The sequence below is a fragment of the Blautia sp. 1033sp1_1033st1_G9_1033SCRN_220408 genome (assembly GCF_040929965.1).
GTDB classification, from domain to species: Bacteria; Bacillota; Clostridia; order Lachnospirales; family Lachnospiraceae; genus Blautia_A; species Blautia_A ammoniilytica.
The window spans coordinates 79,029-103,269 of record NZ_JBFKZO010000007.1; the positions used below are offsets into that span (position 1 = coordinate 79,029).

Annotated in this window: 19 protein-coding genes; 3 read left to right on the plus strand and 16 right to left on the minus strand. The window is 47.2% G+C overall.

Annotation, left to right across the window (positions count from 1 at the left end):
* Nucleotide 1: 1 nt before the first annotated feature.
* From AB5916_RS07420 to AB5916_RS07450, 7 genes are all read right to left on the minus strand, one after another.
* Nucleotides 2-1,570, minus strand: a complete 1,569-nt coding sequence (locus AB5916_RS07420) for a type I restriction-modification system subunit M (RefSeq protein ID WP_368190038.1) — start codon at nucleotides 1,568-1,570, stop codon at nucleotides 2-4.
* A 12-nt stretch (nucleotides 1,571-1,582) separates the two neighbouring features.
* Nucleotides 1,583-4,348, minus strand: coding sequence for a type I restriction endonuclease subunit R (locus AB5916_RS07425; protein ID WP_368190039.1), 2,766 nt, complete (start codon nucleotides 4,346-4,348; stop codon nucleotides 1,583-1,585).
* A gap of 84 nt (nucleotides 4,349-4,432) precedes the next feature.
* Entirely contained in the window at nucleotides 4,433-4,639 is a 207-nt protein-coding gene (locus AB5916_RS07430) for a helix-turn-helix domain-containing protein (protein ID WP_368190041.1), read from the minus strand.
* A 333-nt stretch (nucleotides 4,640-4,972) separates the two neighbouring features.
* On the minus strand, nucleotides 4,973-5,353 hold the full coding sequence (locus AB5916_RS07435; RefSeq protein ID WP_368190106.1) for a hypothetical protein: 381 nt from the start codon (nucleotides 5,351-5,353) through the stop codon (nucleotides 4,973-4,975).
* A gap of 124 nt (nucleotides 5,354-5,477) precedes the next feature.
* The gene (locus tag AB5916_RS07440) at nucleotides 5,478-7,007 is read right to left on the minus strand and encodes a DNA methylase (RefSeq protein WP_368190042.1); all 1,530 of its coding nucleotides are present in this window, start codon (nucleotides 7,005-7,007) and stop codon (nucleotides 5,478-5,480) included.
* A gap of 70 nt (nucleotides 7,008-7,077) precedes the next feature.
* Nucleotides 7,078-7,386 (minus strand): carboxylate--amine ligase, encoded by a 309-nt coding sequence (locus AB5916_RS07445; protein WP_368190043.1) that lies wholly within the window; start codon nucleotides 7,384-7,386, stop codon nucleotides 7,078-7,080.
* 19 nt (nucleotides 7,387-7,405) lie between these two features.
* Nucleotides 7,406-8,194: a hypothetical protein gene (locus tag AB5916_RS07450; RefSeq protein ID WP_368190044.1), complete on the minus strand. Its 789-nt coding sequence runs from the start codon at nucleotides 8,192-8,194 to the stop codon at nucleotides 7,406-7,408.
* 289 nt (nucleotides 8,195-8,483) lie between these two features.
* Here AB5916_RS07450 and AB5916_RS07455 point away from each other — a divergent pair, with 289 nt between their 5' ends.
* From AB5916_RS07455 to AB5916_RS07465, 3 genes are all read left to right on the plus strand, one after another.
* The gene (locus AB5916_RS07455; protein ID WP_009259791.1) at nucleotides 8,484-8,801 is read left to right on the plus strand and encodes a helix-turn-helix domain-containing protein; all 318 of its coding nucleotides are present in this window, start codon (nucleotides 8,484-8,486) and stop codon (nucleotides 8,799-8,801) included.
* Between the two features lie 141 nt (nucleotides 8,802-8,942).
* Entirely contained in the window at nucleotides 8,943-9,191 is a 249-nt protein-coding gene (locus tag AB5916_RS07460) for a sporulation initiation factor Spo0A C-terminal domain-containing protein (RefSeq protein WP_368190046.1), read from the plus strand.
* On the plus strand, nucleotides 9,188-9,889 hold the full coding sequence (locus tag AB5916_RS07465; protein ID WP_368190047.1) for a sigma factor-like helix-turn-helix DNA-binding protein: 702 nt from the start codon (nucleotides 9,188-9,190) through the stop codon (nucleotides 9,887-9,889). Before AB5916_RS07460 ends, AB5916_RS07465 begins: the two co-directional genes overlap by 4 nt.
* 63 nt (nucleotides 9,890-9,952) lie before the next feature.
* On the opposite strand, the gene AB5916_RS07470 is transcribed toward AB5916_RS07465, so the two are convergent.
* The 9 genes from AB5916_RS07470 to AB5916_RS07510 form a co-directional block, all read right to left on the minus strand.
* Nucleotides 9,953-11,362 (minus strand): relaxase/mobilization nuclease domain-containing protein, encoded by a 1,410-nt coding sequence (locus AB5916_RS07470; protein ID WP_368190049.1) that lies wholly within the window; start codon nucleotides 11,360-11,362, stop codon nucleotides 9,953-9,955.
* Nucleotides 11,363-11,449: 87 nt separating this feature from the next.
* Nucleotides 11,450-11,743, minus strand: coding sequence for a hypothetical protein (locus AB5916_RS07475; RefSeq protein ID WP_368190050.1), 294 nt, complete (start codon nucleotides 11,741-11,743; stop codon nucleotides 11,450-11,452).
* Nucleotides 11,744-11,876: 133 nt separating this feature from the next.
* On the minus strand, nucleotides 11,877-12,776 hold the full coding sequence (locus AB5916_RS07480) for a DUF3658 domain-containing protein (RefSeq protein ID WP_368190052.1): 900 nt from the start codon (nucleotides 12,774-12,776) through the stop codon (nucleotides 11,877-11,879).
* 149 nt (nucleotides 12,777-12,925) lie between these two features.
* Nucleotides 12,926-13,258: a plasmid mobilization relaxosome protein MobC gene (gene mobC, locus AB5916_RS07485; protein WP_368190054.1), complete on the minus strand. Its 333-nt coding sequence runs from the start codon at nucleotides 13,256-13,258 to the stop codon at nucleotides 12,926-12,928.
* A complete protein-coding gene (locus AB5916_RS07490) occupies nucleotides 13,258-19,275 on the minus strand; it encodes an SNF2-related protein (protein WP_368190108.1) in 6,018 nt (2,005 codons plus the stop codon). Before AB5916_RS07490 ends, mobC begins: the two co-directional genes overlap by 1 nt.
* A gap of 41 nt (nucleotides 19,276-19,316) precedes the next feature.
* Nucleotides 19,317-19,667 (minus strand): TnpV protein, encoded by a 351-nt coding sequence (locus AB5916_RS07495; protein ID WP_368190055.1) that lies wholly within the window; start codon nucleotides 19,665-19,667, stop codon nucleotides 19,317-19,319.
* Between the two features lie 843 nt (nucleotides 19,668-20,510).
* Nucleotides 20,511-20,726, minus strand: coding sequence for a transposon-transfer assisting family protein (locus AB5916_RS07500; protein ID WP_368190056.1), 216 nt, complete (start codon nucleotides 20,724-20,726; stop codon nucleotides 20,511-20,513).
* Between the two features lie 29 nt (nucleotides 20,727-20,755).
* A complete protein-coding gene (locus AB5916_RS07505; RefSeq protein ID WP_368190058.1) occupies nucleotides 20,756-22,150 on the minus strand; it encodes a YodL domain-containing protein in 1,395 nt (464 codons plus the stop codon).
* On the minus strand, nucleotides 22,147-24,222 hold the full coding sequence (locus AB5916_RS07510) for a DNA topoisomerase 3 (RefSeq protein ID WP_368190059.1): 2,076 nt from the start codon (nucleotides 24,220-24,222) through the stop codon (nucleotides 22,147-22,149). Before AB5916_RS07510 ends, AB5916_RS07505 begins: the two co-directional genes overlap by 4 nt.
* Nucleotides 24,223-24,241 lie beyond the last annotated feature (19 nt).

Sequence of the window (24,241 nt, forward strand, 5' to 3'; positions counted from 1 at the left end):
ATTATTTGCCCTCCACATCAAATGGGAAATCCAGCCCTAACTCATCGAAATACGGCTTCAATTCCGCATCAATATCTTTCATTTCACGCTGGAGTTTGCGAATTTCCGCAGCCACTTCATTCAGATCAATTTCTTCTTCCGGCTCAAAAGTGTCAACATAGCGGGGAATGTTGAGGTTAAATCCGTTATCTTCAATCTCCTGCATTGTTGCCACATGAGCATACTTATCGATATCCTCGCGGCGCTGATATGCGTCCACAATTTTATCAATATCACATTGCCGAAGGATATTCTGATTTTTCCCGGCTTCGAAGTCCTTAGAAGCGTCAATAAACAAAATGTTATTTGCATTACCGTTACGTTCTCTTTTTAGGACGAGAACACAGACGGGAATGCCCGTGCCAAAGAAGAGATTTGCCGGAAGACCAATAACGGCATCCAACACATTCAGCTTTTGGATAAGATGTTTACGAATCACCTCTTCTGCAGCACCACGGAATAGAACACCATGAGGAAGAAGGACAACAGCACGTCCGTCTTCATCCATGTGATAGACCATATGCTGTACAAAAGCAAAGTCTGCCTTGCTCTTCGGGGCAAGTTTACCGTATTCGTTGAATCGAGGATCTTCCATAAACTTCATATCAGCAGACCATTTTGCAGAATACGGTGGATTGGCTACCTGAACGCGGAATTTCTTCTCACCAAAATAGTCATGTTCTAAGGTATCTCCATTATAGATGTTGAAATTACGGTATGGAATACCACGCAGAATCATGTTCATTCTAGCGAGATTATATGTAGTCGATGTAAGCTCCTGCCCGTAATAGTTTCTGACATTTGCGTAATTTTTTAAACGCAGCAACAAAGAGCCAGAACCGCAAGTCGGATCAGCTGCGTCCTTTACATCCGTCAATCCAAGGCAGGCAATACGGCAAAGCAACTCAGCAGGCCCCGAAGGTGTATAAAACTCACCGGCTTTTTTACCAGCAGTTGCGGCAAACTGTCCAATCAGATACTCGTAGGCATTACCCAGCACATCAATTTTTGTGTCCTCCACTCCGAAATTGATTTCATCGAGAGAAGATATAATTTTTGACATAACGGCACTACGGTCTTTAACTGTATGTCCGAGCTTCGTGGAATCAAGCTGCATATCAGAGAACAAGCCGTCAAAGTCTTCCTGAGAGTCATTACCGATGGTAGATTCCATCAGCGAGTTGATTGCCTTCTGTAAAAACTCAATGTCAAAGGAGCGGTTCTCCACCATTTTAACCATCTTGCGGAAAAGAAATTGTGGCTCAATCACATAGCCGAGGTCGCGCAGAGCTTCCTCTACGACAGCTTCCTTGTACTCAGGGTCAGCCCATGCCTCTTCATAGCTGATTCCATCATCTTTTAAAAGGTTGACCATGTACTTCTCGGTTTTGTCCGAAAGGTAATAGTAGAAAATCATGCCTAAGATGTAATTCTTGAACTCGTAGGCTTCCATATTGCCACGAAGGGCGTTTGCCATTGCCCAGAGCTTGTTGCAAAGCTCTTTTTGATGAGCCTGAATAGAATTGTCCATTTCACATTCTCCTTATTGGTATTTCTCTGCGTGTTTCCTGATAAACTCTACGATACGGTTGACCAGTGAACGCTTCTTCAAGAGCGGCATCGGTTTTGTAAGCCGGTCGCGGATATTCCCGGCATCCATCGTGCCGGAAAACTCATATTCTGAGATGAAATCAGTGAGCATCTTAGAGTCGATGTCCTCTTGTTGTGCAAAGGCTTCAATCTCTTTTTGCTTTTCTGCGTTCTCGAAATCATTGTAGGCAGCGTCAATTTCATCGGCGCTGTTAAGTCCTGCGACAACCGTATCCAAGAATGATTGCAGAATTTCAACCTTTTTAAGCAACTGCGGGTTATCCGTCCTGCCAAGTTCATCTTTGATATGCTTGATGTCATAGTCCTTCTGCTTCGCGTCATCAAAGTGGATATTGCGGATAAGGTTCATGATGTAGGCAACATTGATTCGGTCGCTCTCCATAAGCTCAATACAGAAGTCCACATCATTCAGAACAGATACAACTTCACGGTCTGTTTTTTGTTTTGAGTAGAGCAACATATATTTGCTCTTATAGTCCTGATACTCCTGCTCAGACATCGTGAGTGCATTCTGGTCAAAGCTGAACTCGATAAAGGTATGCAGCGATTGCAAATACTTTGTTAGTTCGCGGAAAGTGACAACGAAGAGCTTTTGATCTTCTTCACTCTGCATGGTGTCTACAGCTGCAGGAGTATCGGCGATCTCTTTCAGTTTAATGACCATTTCGTTAAATTTCTCGACGAAGAAGTTATAGTCCGGAACAATAATACCGGAGGTGTCCTGCGTCTTTGAGAACAGGGTAAGTGCATCATCCGTCTGCTTTTTAAGGTTGCGATAGCAGATAACAATGCCGAAGGGTTTCGTCTCTTTCTCCACACGATTTGTGCGGGAGTAGGCTTGCAACAGATCATGATATTTCAAATCTTTATCCACATAGAGGACTGAAAGAGTTTTGCTGTCAAAGCCGGTGAGGAACATATTGACCACAAGCAAGATGTCCAACGGTTTCGTCTTCTTACCTTTTACACGGTCGGAAATATCCTTATGGTAAGCTGCGAAAGTGTCTGTAGAAAAGTTGGTGCTGTATATCTCATTATAGTCTTTGATGATCCGTTCCAAAGCGTCACGGCTGTGCTCGTCCTTGCCTTCCGCATCTTCATTCTGCCCATAAGAGAAGATCCCGGAAATGTTTAAGTCATGCTTTATGCTTTTAAAAATGTCGTAGTACTTGACCAGCGCCTCAATCGACGAAACAGCAAAGATTGCGGTGTACTGTCGGTTTCGCGTCTTTGCCTTATGGTTCTGGATGATATGATTGGCAATCAGAGACATACGCTCTTCGGACATATAAAGCTCGTTGACATCAATGGCATCTGCCAGAGTAGGATCATCCCAGTCGAAATCACCCTCCATCGTCTTTATGTACTCCACATGGAATCCGAGGACATTGTTGTCAAAGATAGCGTCTTTGATCAAGTAGTTGTGGACACACTCCCCGAACAGCATTTCTGTGGTTTGCGTGATTTTTCCTTCGACTTTTCCGTTGACTTCAAAACGTGGCGTTCCTGTAAATCCAAAGAATTGAGCCTTCTGGAAATGTCGCACAATATCCTTGTGCATATCCCCAAACTGACTTCTGTGGCACTCGTCGATGATGAAAACTACTTTTTCATTCTTGTACGCATCCATAATCTTTGCGTACTGTGGACGCTTGACGGCATTTGCCATCTTTTGCATGGTGGTTACAATAAGCTGCCGGTTTTTGTCCTGCATTTGCTTCACAAGAACATCAGTGCGGTCAGTCGTATCCACTGATCCATTTTCAAACTTATTGAATTCCTCCGTAGTTTGAGAATCCAAGTCCTTACGGTCAACGAGGAAGATGACTTTCTTAATATTGGGATTGGCTGCAAGGATCTGCGCCGTCTTGAAGGAAGTCAACGTCTTTCCAGCACCGGTTGTATGCCAGACATAGGCGTTGCGATTGGTCAGTGTTGCTTGTCGGACAAGTGCTTCAACAGCATACACCTGATAGGGGCGCATAACCATAAGTAGCTTATCCGTATCGTTCAGAATCATATAACGCGACAGCATCTTGATGATGTGATCACGGGCAAGGAAGACAATCGAAAAGTCCTTCAGGTTGGTAAGTCGTACATTATCAAAGTCCGTCCAGAAAAAAGCAAGACTATGAAGCATCTCGCGGTCAGAGTTTGCAAAATACTTCGTGTCTACTCCATTGGAGACAATGAAAATCTGGATAAAATGATAAAGACCATTGTATGAATGCTTCTTATAGCGCATCACCTGATTAACCGCTTCTCGGATGTCAATGCCTCTTCGCTTCAGTTCTACTTGAATCAGTGGAAGTCCGTTGACAAGAAGAGTTACATCGTAGCGATTAACATACTTCCCGACGACGGTGGTCTGATGTGTCACCTGAAAAATATTCTTTGTGTGATCATTGGAAAAGAAGGCGAGATAAACCTTCGTTCCATCCTCTCTTTCCAATACGAATTTATCCCTGAGTATCTTCGCACTCTGAAAAACTGATTTTCCGAGCATCAGGTTAAGAATGCGTTCCCACTCTTTATCAGTAAGTGGTTTATCGAGCTTATCAGCATTAAACGCCTCAAACTGCACTTTAAAATTTTCGACCAACGTATCATAGTCAGGAATAGAAACGGTACTATATCCCTGCTTATTCAGTTGATCAATAAATTGCAGTTCAAGCTCTGCTTCACTTTGGTATCCCATATCTTCATCTCCATTACTTGAGGATCATTTTAATTTAATATAATTTATAGAACGTCCTATTAAGTCCTATGTTCCCAATGGTGCTTATTCATCATTAGTAAATTCCATTATTTCTTCAACAGAGCAGTTAAGAGCTTTACAGATTTTCTCTAAAATTTCTGTCGTCACGTTCTCTCCATGACTTAACTTATAAACTGTATAATGACTGATGCCTGCTTCTCTCTCTAAATCGCTCTTTTTCATGTCTTTGTCAATCAAGAGTTTCCACAGTCTTTTGTAACTTACGGCCATTGTAGTACCTCTCGTTCCGATTCAAATCGCAGATTATCAAGATCATACATTTCATTTTATCAGAGAAAATTCGGTTTCTCAAGTGGTTTGTTTGCGTTCGATAACAAGGTCAGAATAACACAATCGTAGGATTGCACAAATTGGCGAGCAGGGCCTTTGTATATACAAAGGCAAAAATACCGGTGCGGCTTTCCGGGCTGCATCGGTATTTTTCTCGTTGGGGAAGTCCCCAATCCCCTTGAAGATCCGTATCTGGCGATACGGGGCTGCGCATTCGTTCCGAACGCTTTACGCTGCGCGTTCCATCGAAAATACGGTATAACAATTATGAGCTTAATCAAATTCTTTTTCTGACTCATTGACGAGTTCATAGATTTGTCCGTCTATATCGAGAATACAGTCAATATCAATCCGTGTCTTGTCCATCAGAATCACTTGCTTTTGGTAATCATCTATTTTCTTAATCTGTCCGGAAATCGTATGGTAAGAACCGCCAGCTTTTCTCTGATCCGGAACAAAGTAAGTAATTGTAAGCGCTGGCTTTTCTCCGGGGTAATCACAAGCCATCCGTAACTTATAATCCAGCTCTGCTTTTTCCGACTCAGAAAGTTCCAGCTTGCGATCCGTCAGCCGTGCAGTTTCCTTTATCACATCTCCATATCCGGTCAGCGCAGCGAATGGAGAAAACTGAGCTGCCCGGTCTATCATCGACATCCTGGGGTGCCGTGTGGAAACGTGATGGGGATGATTAATAATGTCATCATAAGAATTATCTGTGTTATTTCTATCTTGCAAAATAATTATCACCTCTTCCGGATGTTCGCCACTGCAAATGTTTCTATGCTTTATGACCTCCAATCTGCTGATTGCGGTCTTTTGCCGTCGCCCCTTCCTGCAAATTCATTCCCTTCAGTATTGCATTCTTGCCAAATTTTTTCTTGATTTCCAACATGGCTTCCTGCATTTTCCGCTCCTTCTCCAGTTCCTCATTTTCTTTTTCCAGCAGGTTTTGACGAACAGAATAGTCTGTAAATAAATCTAACTGCTCAAAGTTATTTTCGCTTTGTGTCTGTGCTTCTGCCTCAGTGATAACATGAGTAGCAGCCATATTAATTCTGCGCACCAGAAGATCTTTATCTACGATCCGGTCAAACAGTTCCATCACAGCCTGGGTAATCAGACGAGTGGAAGAAGTGTATTTTTTCAGGTTGGCAGTACCGTGGGCGTGCTTTGGAATGCTTCGTCCATACCGGTCTGTCTTGATTTCTCCATGATATTTCTTTCGCCGCGCCGGGTCTTTCAGATTGTCAATATCATAACCGACTGTCAAAACAATTTGATTTGTCACAAGTCCTTTATCCACTAAATCAAGAACCAGCAGGTCGGTCATTTCCCGTACTACAAGTTTTGCTTTTTCAAACGGATACGGACATTGCAGCACCTGACCGGAGCCGACACTGTTACTTTCCGGTTTGTAGGCTTTAATATCTGCAATCGTACAAGGCTCCCAGCCCCAAGCATGGTCAATCAGCAATTCCGCATTGATGCCGAAAAGCTGATACAAAAGTTCCTCGTTATAGTAGTCACCCGGTTTACCTTCTGAGCAGCGGGCTATATCACCCATCGTATAAAGGCCATGTTCTTCCAGCTTTTTTGTGTACCCTTTTCCTACCCGCCAGAAATCAGTCAATGGGCGATGTGACCACAGGGAACGCCGGTAAGACATTTCGTCCAGTTCAGCAATCCGGACACCATTCTGATCCGGTGAAATATGTTTCGCCTCTATATCCATCGCAACTTTACAGAGATACAGGTTCGTGCCAATCCCGGCTGTTGCAGTAATCCCAGTAGTATCCAGAACATCAAGAATCATTTTCATTGTCAGTTCGCGGGCTGTCAGCTGATACGTTCTTAAGTAACTGGTTGCGTCAATAAAGACTTCATCAATCGAATAAACATGAATATCTTCCGGTGCAATATATTTGAGATATACCTCATAAATCCTGGCACTGATTTTCATATAATGTGCCATCTGCGGCGGTGCCACCACATAGTCTACAGCTAAAGCGGGATTTGCTTTCAGTTCTCCATCCTGAACTGAAGAACCTGTCAGTTTCCGTCCCGGTGCTTTTTGCTGTCGTATGAAGTTGACCTCTTTGACCTTTTGCACGACTTCAAACAGTCTGGGTCTTCCGGGAATCCCATAGGATTTTAAAGCCGGAGATACCGCAAGGCAGATAGTCTTTTCCGTCCTGCTGGCGTCTGCGACCACCAGATTGGTTGTCATCGGATCAAGTCCACGCTCCATACACTCAACGGAAGCGTAGAACGATTTCAAATCTATGGCAATATACGTTTTATCTGACATTGTTCAACGCCTCCTTCCTGTCAGCTTTTAGATAAGCACGGCAACAAGACCGTAAATATTTTCCGAATTCTCAATTCTCCGATTCCTCTATAATGCCATAGTCAATCAGTACATTCGTCTCGGCGCGAGGCGGATAAACGATTCCCATCATCTCGTAATCATATCTCTTCACTTTTCGGAAACTCTTTATAGGTTCTGGTGCATAGGCAGATGTTTCACATCCAGCATATTTGGTGTCACCAGCCAAATCATCGGCCACATCCTTTATCAGTGCGTCCTCTACGTCTTCAATCGTACTGCCATACTCGACAGCAACTAATTCATGCTTTTTCACATCTTTGTCCAGGTCACCAAAAGAACGATACAGTTTGTACTTCATAATAATAGCCTCCTTCGTCTTAAATAGTTTCAAGATACTTGCTGATTTTCAGCTTTAATTCAGTCAGGTATTCTTCAAAATATACACTGATTGCCACCGGATACACCTCATCCAGTGCTTCCAAAATCTCTTTGATCTGCTCATTTCCAATCCTACAGAATCGCTTCATCGGCTCAAGGTAGAATGGGTATACTGCCGGTATCTGAGGAACGCCAAGATGCTTTGCAACCACTTCAGCACCAAGTCTTGCAGAAGATGAAAAATCATCCTGTTTGAATGCGTTCAGTAGCATTTTCAGGAAATGGATTAGCAAAGTATCCTGCTTTTTTAATATTGCTTCGGTCAAATCACTAAGACGGAAACAATCCGTAAAATCAAAGCCAACAAGATTTCCGTCAGGCGTTGCTGCTATCTGCACCGCATCAATTTGCTCGAACATAACAGCCAAAGCATAGTGACAGGCATACTCAAAAGCCATATTGATAGAATTTTGCAGGTCTTCCGTTGTGAATGGATGCAGTCCTTCCAAGTAAGTGATTCCAACAACATAAGGTGTCTTAAACGGCCAGCTCTCTTTGCGGGCGCTCTTTTTTACCAGGAACGCCTTCGGAACCGGAATTTGCATTTCCTGCGCGAGCCGGGAATATATGAATTCACAGCAGGCCGAACATGGCTGTTCCTGTTTTATGAGAAGAGGTGTCAGACCTTTTCTTATGGGAGTCGCCAAAAGCAGCTGCCCGGAAAATCCCTCATGGCTAAATGGCTGATAAAGATAATCTCTGCTGTCCACAAAAAACTCATTGTCCAAACCAGGCACCTTCCTTACTGAGATGTTATTCTGCTGGCGTTGACCATCTGCTTATCAAAATTATAGCAGATCCAATCAAAAAAAACAGTCCAAACCTACTCGAAATCAGTCAAACCCATTTTCATATACATAAATATATCCATCCCAAACACCGCAGATCGGAATACAGATAAATTCACGCAATTCGTTCTTTAGCACTATTTTATGTTCTTTATCTTCTGTATTACACAGAAGATGACCGATACACTAAAGAGGAACGAGAAATAGTTCTAAAGGAGGAGGTGACGAGATGGACGCACAAGCTGTTGGACAACGGATCAAAGCTGCCCGTGAGGCAAAGGGACTAACACAGGAAGGACTGGCAGCGTTGGTCGATCTCAGCCCCACTCATGTGAGCGTAATAGAACGAGGTCTTAAGATTCCCAATCTGGATTCTTTTGTAGCCATCGCAAACGCACTGGGCGTTTCCGCAGATTCACTGCTGATTGATGTAGTTGACCATGCCACGGAGAGCGCAGCCTGTGAGCTATCCAATCGGATTTCTCATCTGCCGCATCGGGAGAGAATGAAGATCCTGAATGCATTCCGCATTCTGACAGAAGAATAAGAAATATCAGGGGAGCCGTAAAGGCTCTCTTTCTTTTTATAGAATTTTTATAATTTCGACAAAAGATGCCATCCACCGACAGTCATTTTATGTTAAAGTAGTTCTAAAGAACAAGTACAAACTCTAACGGAGGATGAAATTATGAATTTCCAAAAGATTCTGAAACAAGTTGCCACCGAAAAAAATACGACACCAGAAGATGTTTACCGCGAGATGCAGATAGCTCTTGCAGATGCGTACAGCCACAAGGATGACACACAGGAGTCTCAGGCACTATGGAAGGAAATGGGCTTTGATAAAAGATGCCCCTCACCAGAGCAATTCATCAAAAAGTCGGCTCAAAAACTGCGTGGTGATCTCGGAATGTCTATCTGGAGGAGGCGATCATGAAGAAAGTGTGTTTTGTAGCGGATCGCTTTTTCTGGGAAGAGGAAATGGGCGATTTGCTATATCAGGAAATCAATAAAATTTCAAATGAGGATTGCGTCGTTGAGTTCTATTTTCATACTTGCCACGAGATTTTTGCACAAAAGGCAGTCGCCTGTATCCAGAAATTGCGTAGGGAGCGACCGGAAAAACATCTGTCAATAATAGCCATTATCGATCCCTTGAGGTGGGGAGAGGATAAGTTTAATGAGGAAATCCCATTTCGCCACGATCAATTCCCCCGTGGTAGTGTTGACCGGATTGACTTTGCTCCCGCATTTGACGGTAAATGTGATAAAGACGAAAGACGCTTCATTCAACACTTTTATAAAATTGACCGCTGGCTTTACCATCAATGTGATGACATGATTGCCTATTATTATGACAATCTTCCAAATATTACGCAAAGAACCGCCAGAACTGCTACATCCGGAAACTCCAGACCGGCACTACATCATCTTTATCTGCCAAAAACCAAAGACAGGATTGACATCCTAATCGAGCAGCTTCCCGAACGGGAGAGAAACGCCGTGCTGGCGATTAACAGTGGTACAACTTATCGGCAGCTTGCTGAACAATTAGGTGTATCTTATAACCGCGCACAGCAGTTGGTAAACAGAGGCGAACTGCAAATCCGCAGATGGCTGCGGCAAAGCTCCTGATAGCAGTTCATACACAAAAAACGCCCCGGACGACCTATTACAGTCAATCCGGGGCATTCATGCTTATCTTTGAGTTTCTTTTTTTCTCTTTTCTTCCTGAGCCTTTTCTTCTTCCTGACGAGTCAGATTCAAGAATTGCTCCACATTTTTTTCCGCTTTTAAACAGTCCTGCATCTCAGTCCGTGCATTCCGGTATTGTGCGTAGGCGGATTTCTTGTCTGCCAGAACTTCGGCATATTCTGCTGATAAGTCCTTTACCTTTGGAAGTTTCTTGATTCCCAATTCGTTAAAGGCATCCTTTGCTGCTTTGTGCAGGGTTATTGCTTCCCGATGGGATTCATAAAATTTTCTGCTGTATCCAGACTTACGGTAATCTACATATACATCCTTTGTTTTGGCATAGTTGATGATGTGTTTTTTCAGGGAAGCAATCTCCACCAGACGTTTTTCTGCCGTCTTGATTTTTTCATCCAGTTGGTCGAAGCGTTCTGTTGACTGTTTCGTTTTCTCATGAAGCTGGTCGATATTCTCAATTCCATGCTCACGAAGGAAAATCATGGTCTGCGCCATTTGTTTCAGATTATAGACCGTAGCCCATCGCTGATAGCCGATTCCTTTCGCCTGAAGTCTGGCGTCAATATCTACCAGCAGATTCAGGCGTTTCTGGCTAACAGACTGTTTATTCTTGCTTCGGATACGGTGTTCTTTTTCGCCCAAAATGACAGCACGGATTTCTTCCTCTGTGTATCCATCTCCCAAAGAGCGGAAACGCAGAAAACGATCCTGTCCTTCCTTCCAGAGCGCCGTGTGTTTGCCGCGCTTGCAGGTATAGCCGTCCTGTTCCAGAAGCCGGAGAAATTCTTCAAAATCCTTTGGTTTCTTTAGAAGCGCCTGATCGATAGCCTGCCGGATTTCATCACGAAAGCAGTGCCGCTTCGGATAAGTGGTTCGTTTGACACGCTCTTTGTATGGTTTCTTCTCAATAATAGACAGCCCATGCTCCACACAAATGATGTCGCTGACCTTCTGAAGAGCAAGGCCGGAGTTATGGAAGTCACGAAATTTACGCTTGCAGTCCAGCGAAGTGGAATTGAAAACGATATGATTATGGATGTGGGCACGGTCTGTGTGAGTTGCTACCAAAAAAGCGTGTTTTCCTTTGGTGAACCGCAGCCCCAGTTCATAGCCAACCCGGTTGGCTTCCTCCGGTGTAATCTCACCCGGTTTGAAGGACTGACGAATCTGATAGGCAATCACATCATTTTGCTGCCGCCTGCCGGTGATGTGGAGATATTGTCGCTTAGCCAGAAGAAATTCCTCGTCAGCCGTCATGGGATCACATTCATATCCGCTCACCAGTTCGCCTTTTTCCGTCTTTCCCGGATTCTGAGCATAATCAGTCCGGTCGCGCAGGCACTGTGCAATGGTTTTCCCTTTGTTGATATGCAATGCAATCAGTCTTGTTGCCGCCATAGTTCACCGTCCTCTCCACAGCAAAAAAGGAGGCAGGCCGTTCCGCTTATTTCTTGCGGAGCAGCCTGCCCAAAACATTTTATTCTATTATGAATGTACAAAACCCATAAGGGAATCCTTCATACCGTCCAGTGCGGTTTCGAGCACTACGGCAAAGAACATAGCGGCTACACATAGAATTTCCAGAACGACCAGAATTGCCACCGAAGTCCACATTTGCTGTACAGCTGAGTAAATTCCGCATCCGAGTATAAACAACATCAGAGGCCCCATTACATAAGCTGACAGGTTAGTTACGAGTTTTACCAAAAGAGCCGCTGCCATCAAAATCAGAATGATGGGAAGTGCCAGTAGCTTAAAGGGGAGTTTCATAAGCTTCATCACTTTACTCACCGCCTTTCTACTTGTATTATAGTTATTCGTGTTGGCTCAGGCAAGGATGTCATTTGGTTGATTTTGGAACGCGAAAAAAGAAGCAGCGATGGCTTATCGCATCAATACACACAGGAAGTTATCAAACAGATATAGTATCTGCTATGCAGATCACTCTCGCATATTTATTTTCGGAATCGTTTATAACTTTGATTTTATCCTGCTGTATAAAATGTTCGATCCGTCTGGCGAACCACCAGTCACCCATACCGATCTGAAAACAACCGAGAATATCGCCTATTAATCTTGCCTCTTTGATTGGTTTACGTGTAAGTCTTTTCCATATCAAAAAATCATAAAAGTCTTCTGAAACGCCGGTAACTTTTCCATTTATCATTGCTCTGAGAGGACTGTTATCCTCTGTTAATTCTGTCCATAACTGTGCATACATCCTCACTTCTTCTTTGGTCAGCACACTTTCATAGGTGAGGAATTCTGCAAATTCCTCCGCCGAAACTTCGCCCCAGTTTCTGTAAGAAATAATACTTGTTTTTCTTACCATATATTCCGGAAGTTTTACGATATGAATCTCATTTTTATACTTTTGCAGTATCTGACACAGACTGTAAAAACCACATATGGAATATGGTGTATCGCTGTACCAGACTCGGATTGTTTCCCCATTTTCCAGATATTCTTTTAAGCGCAACAATTCATTCAAATAAACTTCACCTGTCAGCTTCAATTCCTGATCTATTTCTGGATTTTTAACATACTGATTTTGTGCATACATGGAATAGATGAGATTTTTCCGATATGGACTGTCTATAGGCTCCTTGATATTACCAATATCCAGCATGAAGCCAAGGCAGACTACGTCTTCTGATGTTCCTTCCACCCATCCGGCGAAGGTTCTCTCCGGCGGTGTCTCTTTTCCTGTCACCAATACCGACGTTGGCCCATTTACATAACCAACTATCTTCATACTTTTTGCGGCTTTCATGGAAGCCGCTTCACTTTCTCCAAATAATACTTCAATCATATCTGCTTCCTCTGAACCTCAGTTTGCTTGTTAACCCTATAAAAGAAGTATACTGAAAATCCGTGAATAAGTCTATCTAAACCATAAGTGAAGTTCTGAAAACTATGTTGCAGGCGTTTCGCTCACGCCAAACACCTGCTATAACAGATTTAGGAGATACTGGCCAGTCGTACCAGCAGCTCCTTTGTCGCCTGCCACAAATCATCCAGCCGCACCTGTAAATCCTGAATGTCAGCCAGGTAAATACTCCCGGTTTCATTCGCCTTTTTTGCATACTGATTCAGATTATTGCTGCAGATGCGCAGCAGCCGGATCAGTTCTTTCAAGTCTTGCAAATCCAGCTTCACACAGTAGCCATCCAGTGCCATTTTACGGATGTAGGCACTCATATTCATTACGCCCAGCTCGTCCATTTTTGCCCGGATACGCTCACGGTCTGCCTTTGAAACCCGCAGGATAATCGTATTATTCAGTTTTTCCATTACCGTACCTCTTCCCGTTCCATATGCCGTTTTGGAGTTTCACAGACCATCGCTGCCTTTGCTTTCAAATCTGCCAATACAGAAGAACGGCCTTCCGGCTCTGTTACTTCTTCCTCCATGCCGTGATCGTCCATATTGAGGGCGGCGTCCAGTTCAGCCAGCCGTGCGCTTTTCTCAGCCAGTTCCGCTTCCTGGGGGAAGGGCTTGCCAAGCTCTGCCTTCGCCGCTTCCTGCTGATTGTGCAGGTTTTCCAGCTGTACCTGCGCCTTTTCTTTACGGCCCTCCAAACCGGCGAGCGTATTATCCATACGAGTGAAATTTCCTCTGGCATCTGTTCCCAACGTAACCGTATGGGTCATGGAGCCTTTCAGCGCAATCTCGTATTCCTGGCTGAGGCTGTTGTACGAAAGTTCCATGGAAAAACCACGGTACGTTCCCAGCGCCACCGGCTCCATGCCAGTATAACTCTTGCAGGCTGCCAGAATCGCCTCACCTGCCAATTCCTTTTCAGAGAATGTTCGTCCCTGAATCTCCGCGCCGACAAATCCCTCTTTCGGAAGAGGATGTGCTGTCACGGTCTGCATATCGGCTTCAAATCCCTGAATAAAGCCGCGCTGTTTTTCCATCTCTGCTGGGAAATACTTTAACAGGCGGTCTTCCAGCCGGTACTGCTGGCTCTGATGGTCAGATTTCAGCACTTTCAGACGCGCCACATCAATATCCAAGTCCATCTTTTCCTTGATCCGGCTGTCACCGGCGCACAGTGCTTTGATCTCCGCATAGCTGAGTGCCTGCTCATCCACATCGTCACAGGCTCGCACCGGCGATTTGCTGGTCATAATCTGCGAAATAAATTTCTGCTTGTTCTCCAGCGTTTGGTAAAGGTAAGCGTCAAAAGTGCCTTCCGTCACATACTGGTAGATCTGAACCTCTTTGTTTCGGTTGCCCTGGCGGATGATACGCCCATTTCTCTGTGTCATATCGGAAGGACGCCAGCCCACATCCAGGTGATGGACAGCCACAAGCAAGTCCTGGCAGTTGGTGCCAGCCCCCATCTTCTGCGTGGAGCCGAGCAACACCCGCACCTGACCCGTGCGCACTTTAGCAAAGAGTTCTTTTTTCTTTACCTCGTTGTCCGCATCATGGATAAAAGCAATTTCTTCTGCAGGAACGCCCCGTGCGATCATCTTCGCCTTGATGTCGTCATAGACATTAAACGTACCGTCATCTTTTGGGGTGCTCATATCACAGAACAGGAGCTGCGTCAGACGACTTTCCTTTCCTTCCTCCCATATCCGGAACACATTTCCCACACAGGCATTGAGCTTGCTGTTCGGATCGTCTGGCAGGAGCGGGTTCATCAGGCGCTGGTCAAGCCCGATTTTCCTGCCATCCGAAGTAATTTTGAGCATATTGTCCTGGGACGGATCAACCTGCCCGCTGTGGACGGCAGCCGCCCGTTCTGAGAGCGCCGCAACCATTTCTTTTTGAATATCCGAGGGCTGCACCACAACCGTCTCAAATTTTGCTTCCGGCACTGGCAGATTCAGCTGGTCACTGGTTTTTATATCCGCGACCTCTTTAAAAAGGTTCATCAGTTCCGGAAGATTGAAAAATTTTGCAAACCTGGTTCTTGCCCGGTATCCGGTTCCTTCCGGAGCCAATTCAATCGCCGTAGTACTTTCTCCGAAGGTGGACGCCCAGCAGTCAAAGTGAGTGAGTCCCTTTTGCTGTAAGGTGTTGTACTGGAGGTAGCGCATGACGGTGTATAATTCCGTCATACTGTTGGAGACGGGAGTGCCGCTGGCAAATACTACGCCGCGCCCGCCGGTAACTTCATCCAGATACCGGCATTTCATAAACATATCGCTGCTTCGCTGGGCTTCCGATGTGGATAACCCTGCTACATTTCGCATTTTTGTGTATAAGAACAGGTTTTTGTATGCCTGGCTCTCGTCCACAAACAGCCGGTCTACGCCAAGCTGCTCAAAGGTAATCACATTATCCTTCCGATCTGTGTTAAGCAGTTTATCCAGTCTTGCCTGGAGTGACTTCCGGGTCTTTTCCATCTGCTTGATGGTAAAATTCTCGCCCCGGCTCCGTTTCAGCTCATCCAGTGCTTCGGTCACATCATCGATCTGTTCCTGTAAGAGCCGTTCCTGCCGCTCCGCTGAGATGGGGATTTTCTCGAACTGGCTATGGCCGATGATGACCGCATCATAATCCCCAGAGGCAATCCGTGCACAGAATTTTTTTCGTTTTGCAGTTTCAAAATCTTTTTTCGTTGTCACCAGAAGTTTTGCGCTGGGATAAAGCCTCAGAAATTCATTCGCCCACTGCTGAGTCAGGTGGTTGGGAACCACAAACATCGACTTCTGGCACAGCCCCAGCCGTTTGCTTTCCATTGCTGAAGCAGCCATTTCAAAGGTTTTCCCGGCTCCTACCTCATGTGCTAACAGTGTATTGCCGCCATACAGCACATGAGCGATGGCATTCCGCTGATGCGGCCGCAGCTTAATGTCCGGGTTCATGCCGACAAAATGAATGTGGCTGCCGTCATATTCGCGGGGACGGGTGCTGTTGAACAGTTCATTATACTTTGCCACCAGTGTTTCTCTGCGTTTCGGGTCACGCCAGATCCAGTCCCGGAAAGCGTCCTTGATTGCCTGCTGTTTCTGTTGAGCGAGGGTCGTTTCCTTTTTGTTGAGAACACGCTTTTTATTGCCCTCTGCATCTTCAATGGTATCGTAAATCCGGGCATCTTTCAGATTCAGAGTATCCTCCAGAATTTTATAGGCGTTCGCCCGATCTGTACCATACGTCACATAGGCCGCCACATCATGCCGCCCGGTACTGCTTTTACCGGAAATCTGCCATTCTGCCGTAATCGTGGAAAATTTCACTTCAATAGCACGGCGGAGATAGAAGGGTGTCTCAAAAGTTTCCTCCATAAACTGTTGGATATACTTTGGATCAATCCAAGTAGCGCCCAAGCGCACCTCAATCTCCGAGGCTTCCAGGTCTTTGGGCTGGGCTTTTTCCAGCGCAGCCACATTAACCGTGTACTGTGGATCGGTTTGTGCGGCAAGCCGTGCAATCCGCAGCTTATCGCGCACATTACCGGACAGATATTCATCCGCAGTCTGCCAGCCAAGTTCCGGCGCTTCCGGTGCCATGGGATCACGGAAAATCACGCCAGTCAACTCGCCGGTGACGGCCTCGAAATCATCCGCTTTCCCCAGCAGTTCTGCCATAAACGGAATGTCTACCTTGCCACGTTCTCCGATGGAAACCGCCAGTGCTTCGCTGGGCGTATCCACATGGGTCACATGACGTTCCGGACGGATGGTGCGTTTGGTGAAAATATCGGCTTTGCTTTCCAGATTTCCATCTTCATCAATATTCTCCAGCGAGCAGAGCAGATAGTAGGAAGAATCCTCTGAAAATGCCTTCTCGTTGCCACGGCTGTTAATCAACCCATACTTTTGGGTAAAGGCATCGTAGGCGGTATTTAGTTCCTGCTGTTTGGCCTCGATAGCTTCCTGTGGATAGTCTTCCAGCTGGTACTCAATCAGGTCATTGACGATCTGACGCAGCTCCACCATGCCTTTGACCCGGCCTTTTGCGGTATCGTTTAAGTCAACCGGCGACATAATGGAATTTTCCCGAAAATATACTTCGCCGTCTACCACCGTGTAGGAAAAGTTTTTTACCGTCGGATCTGCAGGCAGTACAGAGGCATTGTCCTCCAGTTCCGGATTCTCCCGTTCCTGTGCTACATACTCCCCATGGATATGGGAAATCGCTTCTTTCAGCTGTTCGCTTAAATCAGCGCCGTCAATGGGCAGCACCGTACATTCCTCTTTGCCATACTGAGTGCTTTCGGTGGAAAGCCGTCCCAATACCATCTCGGGATGCTCCACGAAGTAGCTGTTTAAGGTCAGCCCGTCCTCGTTGCGTCCAAGGTGAATCCAGTCCGCATCCAAATCAATGGGGTGTTCCCGTTTTTGCAGGAACAGAATATCTGATACCACATCCGTACCGGCATTGGCACGGAACGCATTGTTCGGCAGGCGGATTGCCCCTAAGAGTTCCGCCCGCTGTGCCAGGTATTTGCGCACCTCCGGGCTTTTGGCGTCCATGGTATAACGGCTGGTCACAAAAGCAACCACACCTCCCGGACGCACCTGATCCAACGCTTTGGCAAAGAAATAGTTGTGAATGGAAAAGCCCAGCTTATTGTAAGGTTTATCATTGACCTTATAATCGCCAAAGGGGACATTGCCAACCGCCAAATCATAAAAATCACGACGGTCAGTGGTTTCAAATCCGGCAACAGTGATCTCTGCATTGGGATACAGCTTTTTTGCAATCCGCCCGGAAATGCTGTCCAGCTCCACACCGTAAAGACGGCTCTGCTGCATACTCTCCGGCAGAAGACCGAAGAAGTTTCCTACGCCCATGGACGGCTCCAGAATATTGCCCTGACGGAAACCCATCTGCTCCACGGCATCGTAAATCGCATGGATCACCGTGGGGCTGGTGTAATGTGCGTTCAAGGTAGAAGCCCTGGCAGCCGCATATTCCTCCGGTGTCAGAACCGTTTTCAGTTCCAGGTATTCCGTTGCCCAGTTACCTTTGTGCTCATCAAAAGCATCTGCAAGGCCGCCCCAGCCGACATACCCGGAAAGGATTTTCTGCTCATCCAGCGTAGCCGGGCGGTTTTCTTCCTCACATTTTTTCAGAAGCTGGATTGCCATGATGTTGGCGCGGAATTTCTGCTTCGGCCCGCCTTCACCCAGGTGTTCATCGGTAATGCGAAAGTTTGCAGCAACAGTCTCCGGTTCCGGACGTTCCGCCTCGTTTACACGCAGCCGTTCCACTACAATATCATAAGGCAGTTCGTTTTGTTCGGCAGGATAAATAGTTTCCGGCTCCGTTGTCAGTTCCGGTAATTCTGGTGTATCTGATTCTTTTTCTTCCTGCACAAACAGGCTGGCGTTTCGCTCATCCTGACGGAGAAGTTCTTCAAACTGACTGCGCCCCATAACCTTGTTACTCCAGGAATATGGGCCGGTATCAATCCGCACAGTGGTGTCGCCAACGTAACCAAGAGTGCCGCTGATAGGCTGATCAGGCGCAGGCAGGAAGACAGAATCGCCTACCTGGTAGGACGGCTGTCCCTCAAGTACCGTCTGCTTTTGCCGGTAACCTTCCGGGTTCTGATAAAAGCCTTCCTGCTCATGGATATACAGTCCGCGAAGAATGGGAGCCATGTCGCCCCAGCTGCCGCCCAGCGCCGCCAGCCTGCGTTCTTCACTGTCCAGAATCTCCACTTCGATACCGGTGGTGTAGGTGCGGAAATCTGCCGTGTCCCCGGTAGCCAGTTCCATCGTTTCCGCCCGGTTTGCAAACAGTTCTGAAAGCCGCTGTGCAATCCGGGTATTGCCTTCCCCATCCCGCAGCCAGCCAGAAATATACTCTTTATCCTGCGCAGAGAGCAGTCCAGTAGCCAGCACTTCCAGCAAATCCTGATCGACATTTGACGGATTGGGGGCAAGATACTCCGTTACAGCGCCGTTGCGGCTGTCCTGCCGAAGCAGTCCCTCGAACCGTTCCCGGCTTTCTGCACGGAATACAGGGTAAGTCACCCCATTAGGAAGGAGCTGCACCGTGTCTTCCCGCAGTTCGGTAATCCGATATTCCTGATTATCCAGGTAAACGGTATCACCCATGTGATACGGCAGCGAAGCGGGATCGTATGCCGGTTCTTCCGGGATGGCCTGTTTGATTGCTTCATATTCTTCTTCCGACACCGTGATGTCTACCACATGAGTGGGGTTGCCGGTGCCAATGGTAATATCATCACCACGGCGGGTAATCGGATACTGGCTCAGGTCATGAACTTCCTGGTGTTCTGCTGTCTCTTCGGAGGCGGCGTTTTCTGCGTCCTTTTCGTTATCCTGATTTTTAGGCACAGAAAAAGGACCGGGCAATGGTTCGCTCGATCCTTTCATGGACTGTTTGGCGGTGGGGGCTTCCTCTGGAAAAGTAAAACTTAACTGTTGATAAGCTCCGTCAAAATCACTTCCTCGACCTGGGCTTTCAGTGCGTTCATGTGCTGTACCCACGCCATCGCGTTCTGCTTCTTGTCCGGAGCCGGGTCTCTCTCCAGAAGCTGGCTCATCATCTGCTCCAACCTCTGGTTTGCCGTCTCCTCGATCTCCAACAGGTGCGGATACAGCGTCCCGTTCAGCAGGAACTGATTGTACAGAAGCGGACGGTTCTCCTTCAGATACGCCCGGCGCATCCGTCCATATTTGCCCAGGGGCTTCTCCGGCTGCTCGTCCAGTTTCAGGTTCGGAATCAGGTAATCCCCGTTCCTCGTGTAGGTTAAGGTGTTCTTCATCCCATTTTCTCCTTTCCTCAATGGCTTCCCGCTCCGCAGTCCGGATAGTGTCCCCGATCTGCAGGAGAATCTGCCTGCTGCATTGGCTGACGACGGAACCCAGTGCCATAACTGCCGGAATGGTGTTGAAGTCGAAGATCGGCATGAAGTCCTCATGCCCCATATATTCCGCTGGATTCAAACCGCACCGGCTGAGTACCGTATAAGTGATGCTGGCGGTGGCTGCTGTCTTAAACTGGATTCCGATGTTGTAATTATCGTACCCTTCTAAGAAGGAATCGTCAACGATGTAGAAGAAGTCCTTCTGGTTATCTGCCCAATACTCGTCTGCCAGAGTTCGGGCGGCCGCCGCAATCTGTTCGCCCAGGTCAGCTCCACCAACGCCGTAGTTTCGTTCCAGCATAGCCATAATGGGAACGATATGCTGATCCTCCATTGTCCACAGCCAGGGTGTCCGCGAATTTTCCCTTGTTCCCGTATCTGCCACGTCAAATACATAGCGCAGACGCAGCTTGTCACCGCGCTCATCTAAAAGGGCAATCCCTTTTGATCCGCGCCGGACGTAGCGGTTCATCTTGTCATTCCATAAATCGTATTCTGCGCAGGCGGTGGCATCCGGCCTTTGTGCGTAAATCATCATCTGATCCATGAACGGATACTTATACAGCCGGGAAGCCGTGGTAAGGAACTTTGCCCATTCCTGCCAGCTGGCTGTCAGTCCTTCCAGAGTTTCTTTTGCAACCGCCGAATAAAAATCTGCTTTACTCCACATATTGGCCTCCTTCCTTACAGCAGAAAAAAGCCGGGACAGTGTTTTCCATCCCGGCAGTATTTAACTCCTTGTCAGTCCATAAAATCGGGGTACAAATCCAGTGCCGAAAACTCCTGATCGTTCATCTGGCGCAGCTTTTCCAGCACACAGTCGGTCAGTGTCAGCAGCTCTGTTTCGTCGGCCTGCAGATAGCCCCGCATATCCGTCAGATTTTCGATCAACTCCAGACGGGTGCCGGAATTGTACAGGCACATCAGATTCATTTCATTGGAAGTAAATGTCTTCATCGTTCCAAGCTCCTTTTCTTTTTCTCGTATCATCGCTCCTGTTCCGCGTATTTGATCGTGGATTTCTTTCTGACCTCACAGTGTGGCTGGTTTTTCAGCTGCTCCACCACAGAAGGCTTCTCAGCTTTATCCTTTGCCGCTTTCTCCTTACGGTCTTTTGCACCATTATTAACAACGCCGTCGATCATACCGTAATCATCCTCAAGCTGCATTTCCGCATTTTTCAGATAATTCTCCGGGATAAGTCCGGGAAGTTCCTGAAAGCAGGTACTGTCACAGTAATAACAGGATACCGCGCCATTTTCACGGATGGCAACAATGTCGCTGACCGAAAGACTGTGACCCTTAAAATCTTCCGGGCGATCCAGATTAAATTTCTCGAAGACGCTTTCCAGAAAGGCGGGGCGGTTCGTGTGAATCGGTAGTGGTGCGATATATACCACTTCATAATGGTCGATATTCACTTCCATATCCATCCGTTCCAGCATCCGCAGGGAAGAAAACCGCTCCATGCGTGTTTCCTCAATATCGCGCAGCTGCAAAATCGCATAGTTGTCCCCGGCACTATCCAGGAAGGCTTCCAGCCTGCCGTTGTTTCCCGTATTACCGTTTACTTCATCCCACTTTTCAATTTTATCCTGTGACATAAACTCCCTCCTGTGAAATTCTTCCCGGTCATAATCGGTCAGTTCCCGATTGCGGCTACTAAGCCTGCATTGTTCCATCGCCTGATCACGGGCTTCCAGAATCGAAGTTTCCAGTCCGCCCACTTCTCCGGCAGCTACCGGCTGAAATCCCTGATCGTATAAATGGTACGCCCATCCTGACAGACTGCGTTCCACTGTCAGATAGTTTTGACTTCCCAGCTGCCATGCGGCAGTATCCCGGTCAAGCTCCGGTTCCGGGCGGCAGGTTCCGCCGCCGCGTTCCAGAATCTCTGCAAACTGGCAAATGTGGTAGACGTTGTTTCCAACCTGGGTATGGTAGTCGTCAATGTAGCTGCATTTGGCTGCAAAATGTCGATCCGGATAATCCACCTGAATTGTCCCTCCGTCCGGGATACGGAACAGTTCCTTGTACCGGCTGTCGATAAAGCGAATATCGTGGGAGGGAAGACTGGCTGGTTCCTGAAGGCTTCGGCGTCGAATCTCTGACTGGGGATACGGAAGCAGGGACAGCAGTGATACTTTCGCCACTTCCTGACCTTCCAGTCCAATCTCTTCACAGGCGGCTACCCGTGCAGCTGCCAGCGGGGAGGCAATTCGACTCTCCAGAAGGTCTTCCCATGTTAGCATTCCGGAGTAATTTTCTTTCTTATCGCTCCGATGGAACGCTTCATACTGAAAGCCGCTTTCCGTTTCCTTGAGGTGGAGAAAAAACTGACGGTCTACCAGATAAACTGCTTCTAACTTTTCCGCACTCATTTCCCGCCACCTCCGCTTTCAAATTCCAGCTGAAATTTCGGGCGTCCATCTGCTTCGGTGGACAGCAGAACAGAAGCATTGTAGGTCTTTCCGGTTTTCTGGCTTTTGCAGTCCTTCACGCGGATTCTTCCGTCCCGTACCAGCCGCTCCGCCATCTGAGCAGTGAGGCGTTTGCCAATTTTCTTGAAGTAGGCGTTGTCTTTCCAGAGAATGAAGCGGCATTCTCGATTGGAGCAAAACCATCCCTTCTGACGTTCTATGACTTCAGCCCCACAGTGAGGGCAGGTTCCGATTACAGTTGTACCAGGCATAAGCACTTTGGCTCCTTTCACAATCTCATAGTTGTTGACCAGTTCCATAATCATGCCGGAAATCTCATCTATGAAAGTTTCCGGCGCATATTCGCCGTGTTCCACCTCCGACAACTTTTCCTCCCAGTCTGCTGTCATAGCAGGGGACTGGAGCTGCTCCGGCGTTACGGTAATTAAGGCTTTCCCTTTTTCTGTGGGTATCAGCGTCTTTGCCTTACCGCTGCCTTTGCGCTCCAAAAAGCCTTTCAGAACCAGTTTTTCGATGATGGCGGCACGGGTGGCAGGAGTGCCAATTCCTTTCCGTTCCGCATCCTCTGGAAAGTCATCGGCGCTGGCTGCTTCCATTGCCTGTAAGAGTAGGTCTTCGGTGAAATGCTTTGGCGGAGAAGTTTTTCCCTCTTTTATTTCTGTTTTCTGAAGGGGAAGTGCCTCTCCCTCTGCTAATGGCGGAAGCATTTTTGCAGCTTTTTCCTCTTTCGGAAGAAGCTGACGTTCCATCGTTTTCCATCCATCATCCAGAATTTCTTTCCCTTTGGCAGAAAAGACAGTACCGGCACAGCTTAGCTCCACGGCAGTTTCCGCATACCGGTGCGGCTCGCTTACAGCGGCAAGAAGTCTTGCTACGATCATCCGCAAGACAGACTGTTCACCGGCAGGCAGAGCCATAAGGTCAGCTTTCGCTATGCTTGCCGTGGGAAGCAGGGCATGGTGGTCGGTAACTTTTTTCCCGTTGATTACTGCGCTTGCATGAACCACAGCGGGCCGCTGTACATCAAACGCAAAAGCACTGTTTTCTGTCAACCCCGGAAGCGATGCCGCCATATCCTCGGTCAGATACCGGCTGTCCGTGCGGGGATACGTCACCAGTTTCTTTTCATAAAGGCTCTGCGTATAGTCCAGCGTCTGTTGTGCCGTAAAGCCGAAAAGACGGTTAGCTTCCCGCTGAAGCGTTGTCAAGTCATAGAGGGCTGGCGGCTTTTCCGATTTCTCCCTGCGCTCCACCTTACAGACAGTTACCGTTCCTGCTTCCTGACAGGCTTTGCGGCACAATTCTGCATCCATTTTTTCTTTGAATCGCTCACTGGAAACAGTAAAATTATTTACCGTAAGCTGTACCGTATAAAACGGCTCCGGCATAAAAGCGGAGATGGCTGCTTCCCGCAGTACCACCATGCCGAGCGTGGGAGTCATCACGCGCCCTACATTGAGGGTCACACCATACAGGCAGGAAAAAAGCCGGGTAGCGTTGATCCCGACAATCCAATCGGCACGCTCCCGGCAAAGAGCGGCTTCATATAAAGTATCATATTCTGTCCCCGGTTTCAGATTGGCAAAGCCCTCCCGGATCGCAGTGTCTTCCATAGAAGAAATCCAAAGGCGTTCAAAGGGCTTTTTGCATCCGCACTGATGATAGACCAGACGGAAGATCAATTCACCTTCGCGCCCCGCATCGGTTGCACAGACCAGACTCTCCACATCCGGGTGTAACATCAGCTTCTTTAAAATGGAGAACTGTTTTTTCGTTGCCGCCGTCACCTGGTATTTCCAGGAATGGGGCAGAATCGGAAGGTCTTCCTTTCGCCATTTGGCATAGCGTTCTTCATAGCTTTCCGGCTGCGCCAATTCCACCAAATGCCCGATACACCAGCTGATAATGTAGCCGCCGCCTTCCAGAAAGCCATCGCCGCGCTTTGTTGCTCCCAGCACTTTTGAGATACTCTGAGCGACTGAGGGCTTCTCACAAACCACGAGTTTGAGCATGAGCAATCAACTCCTTTCG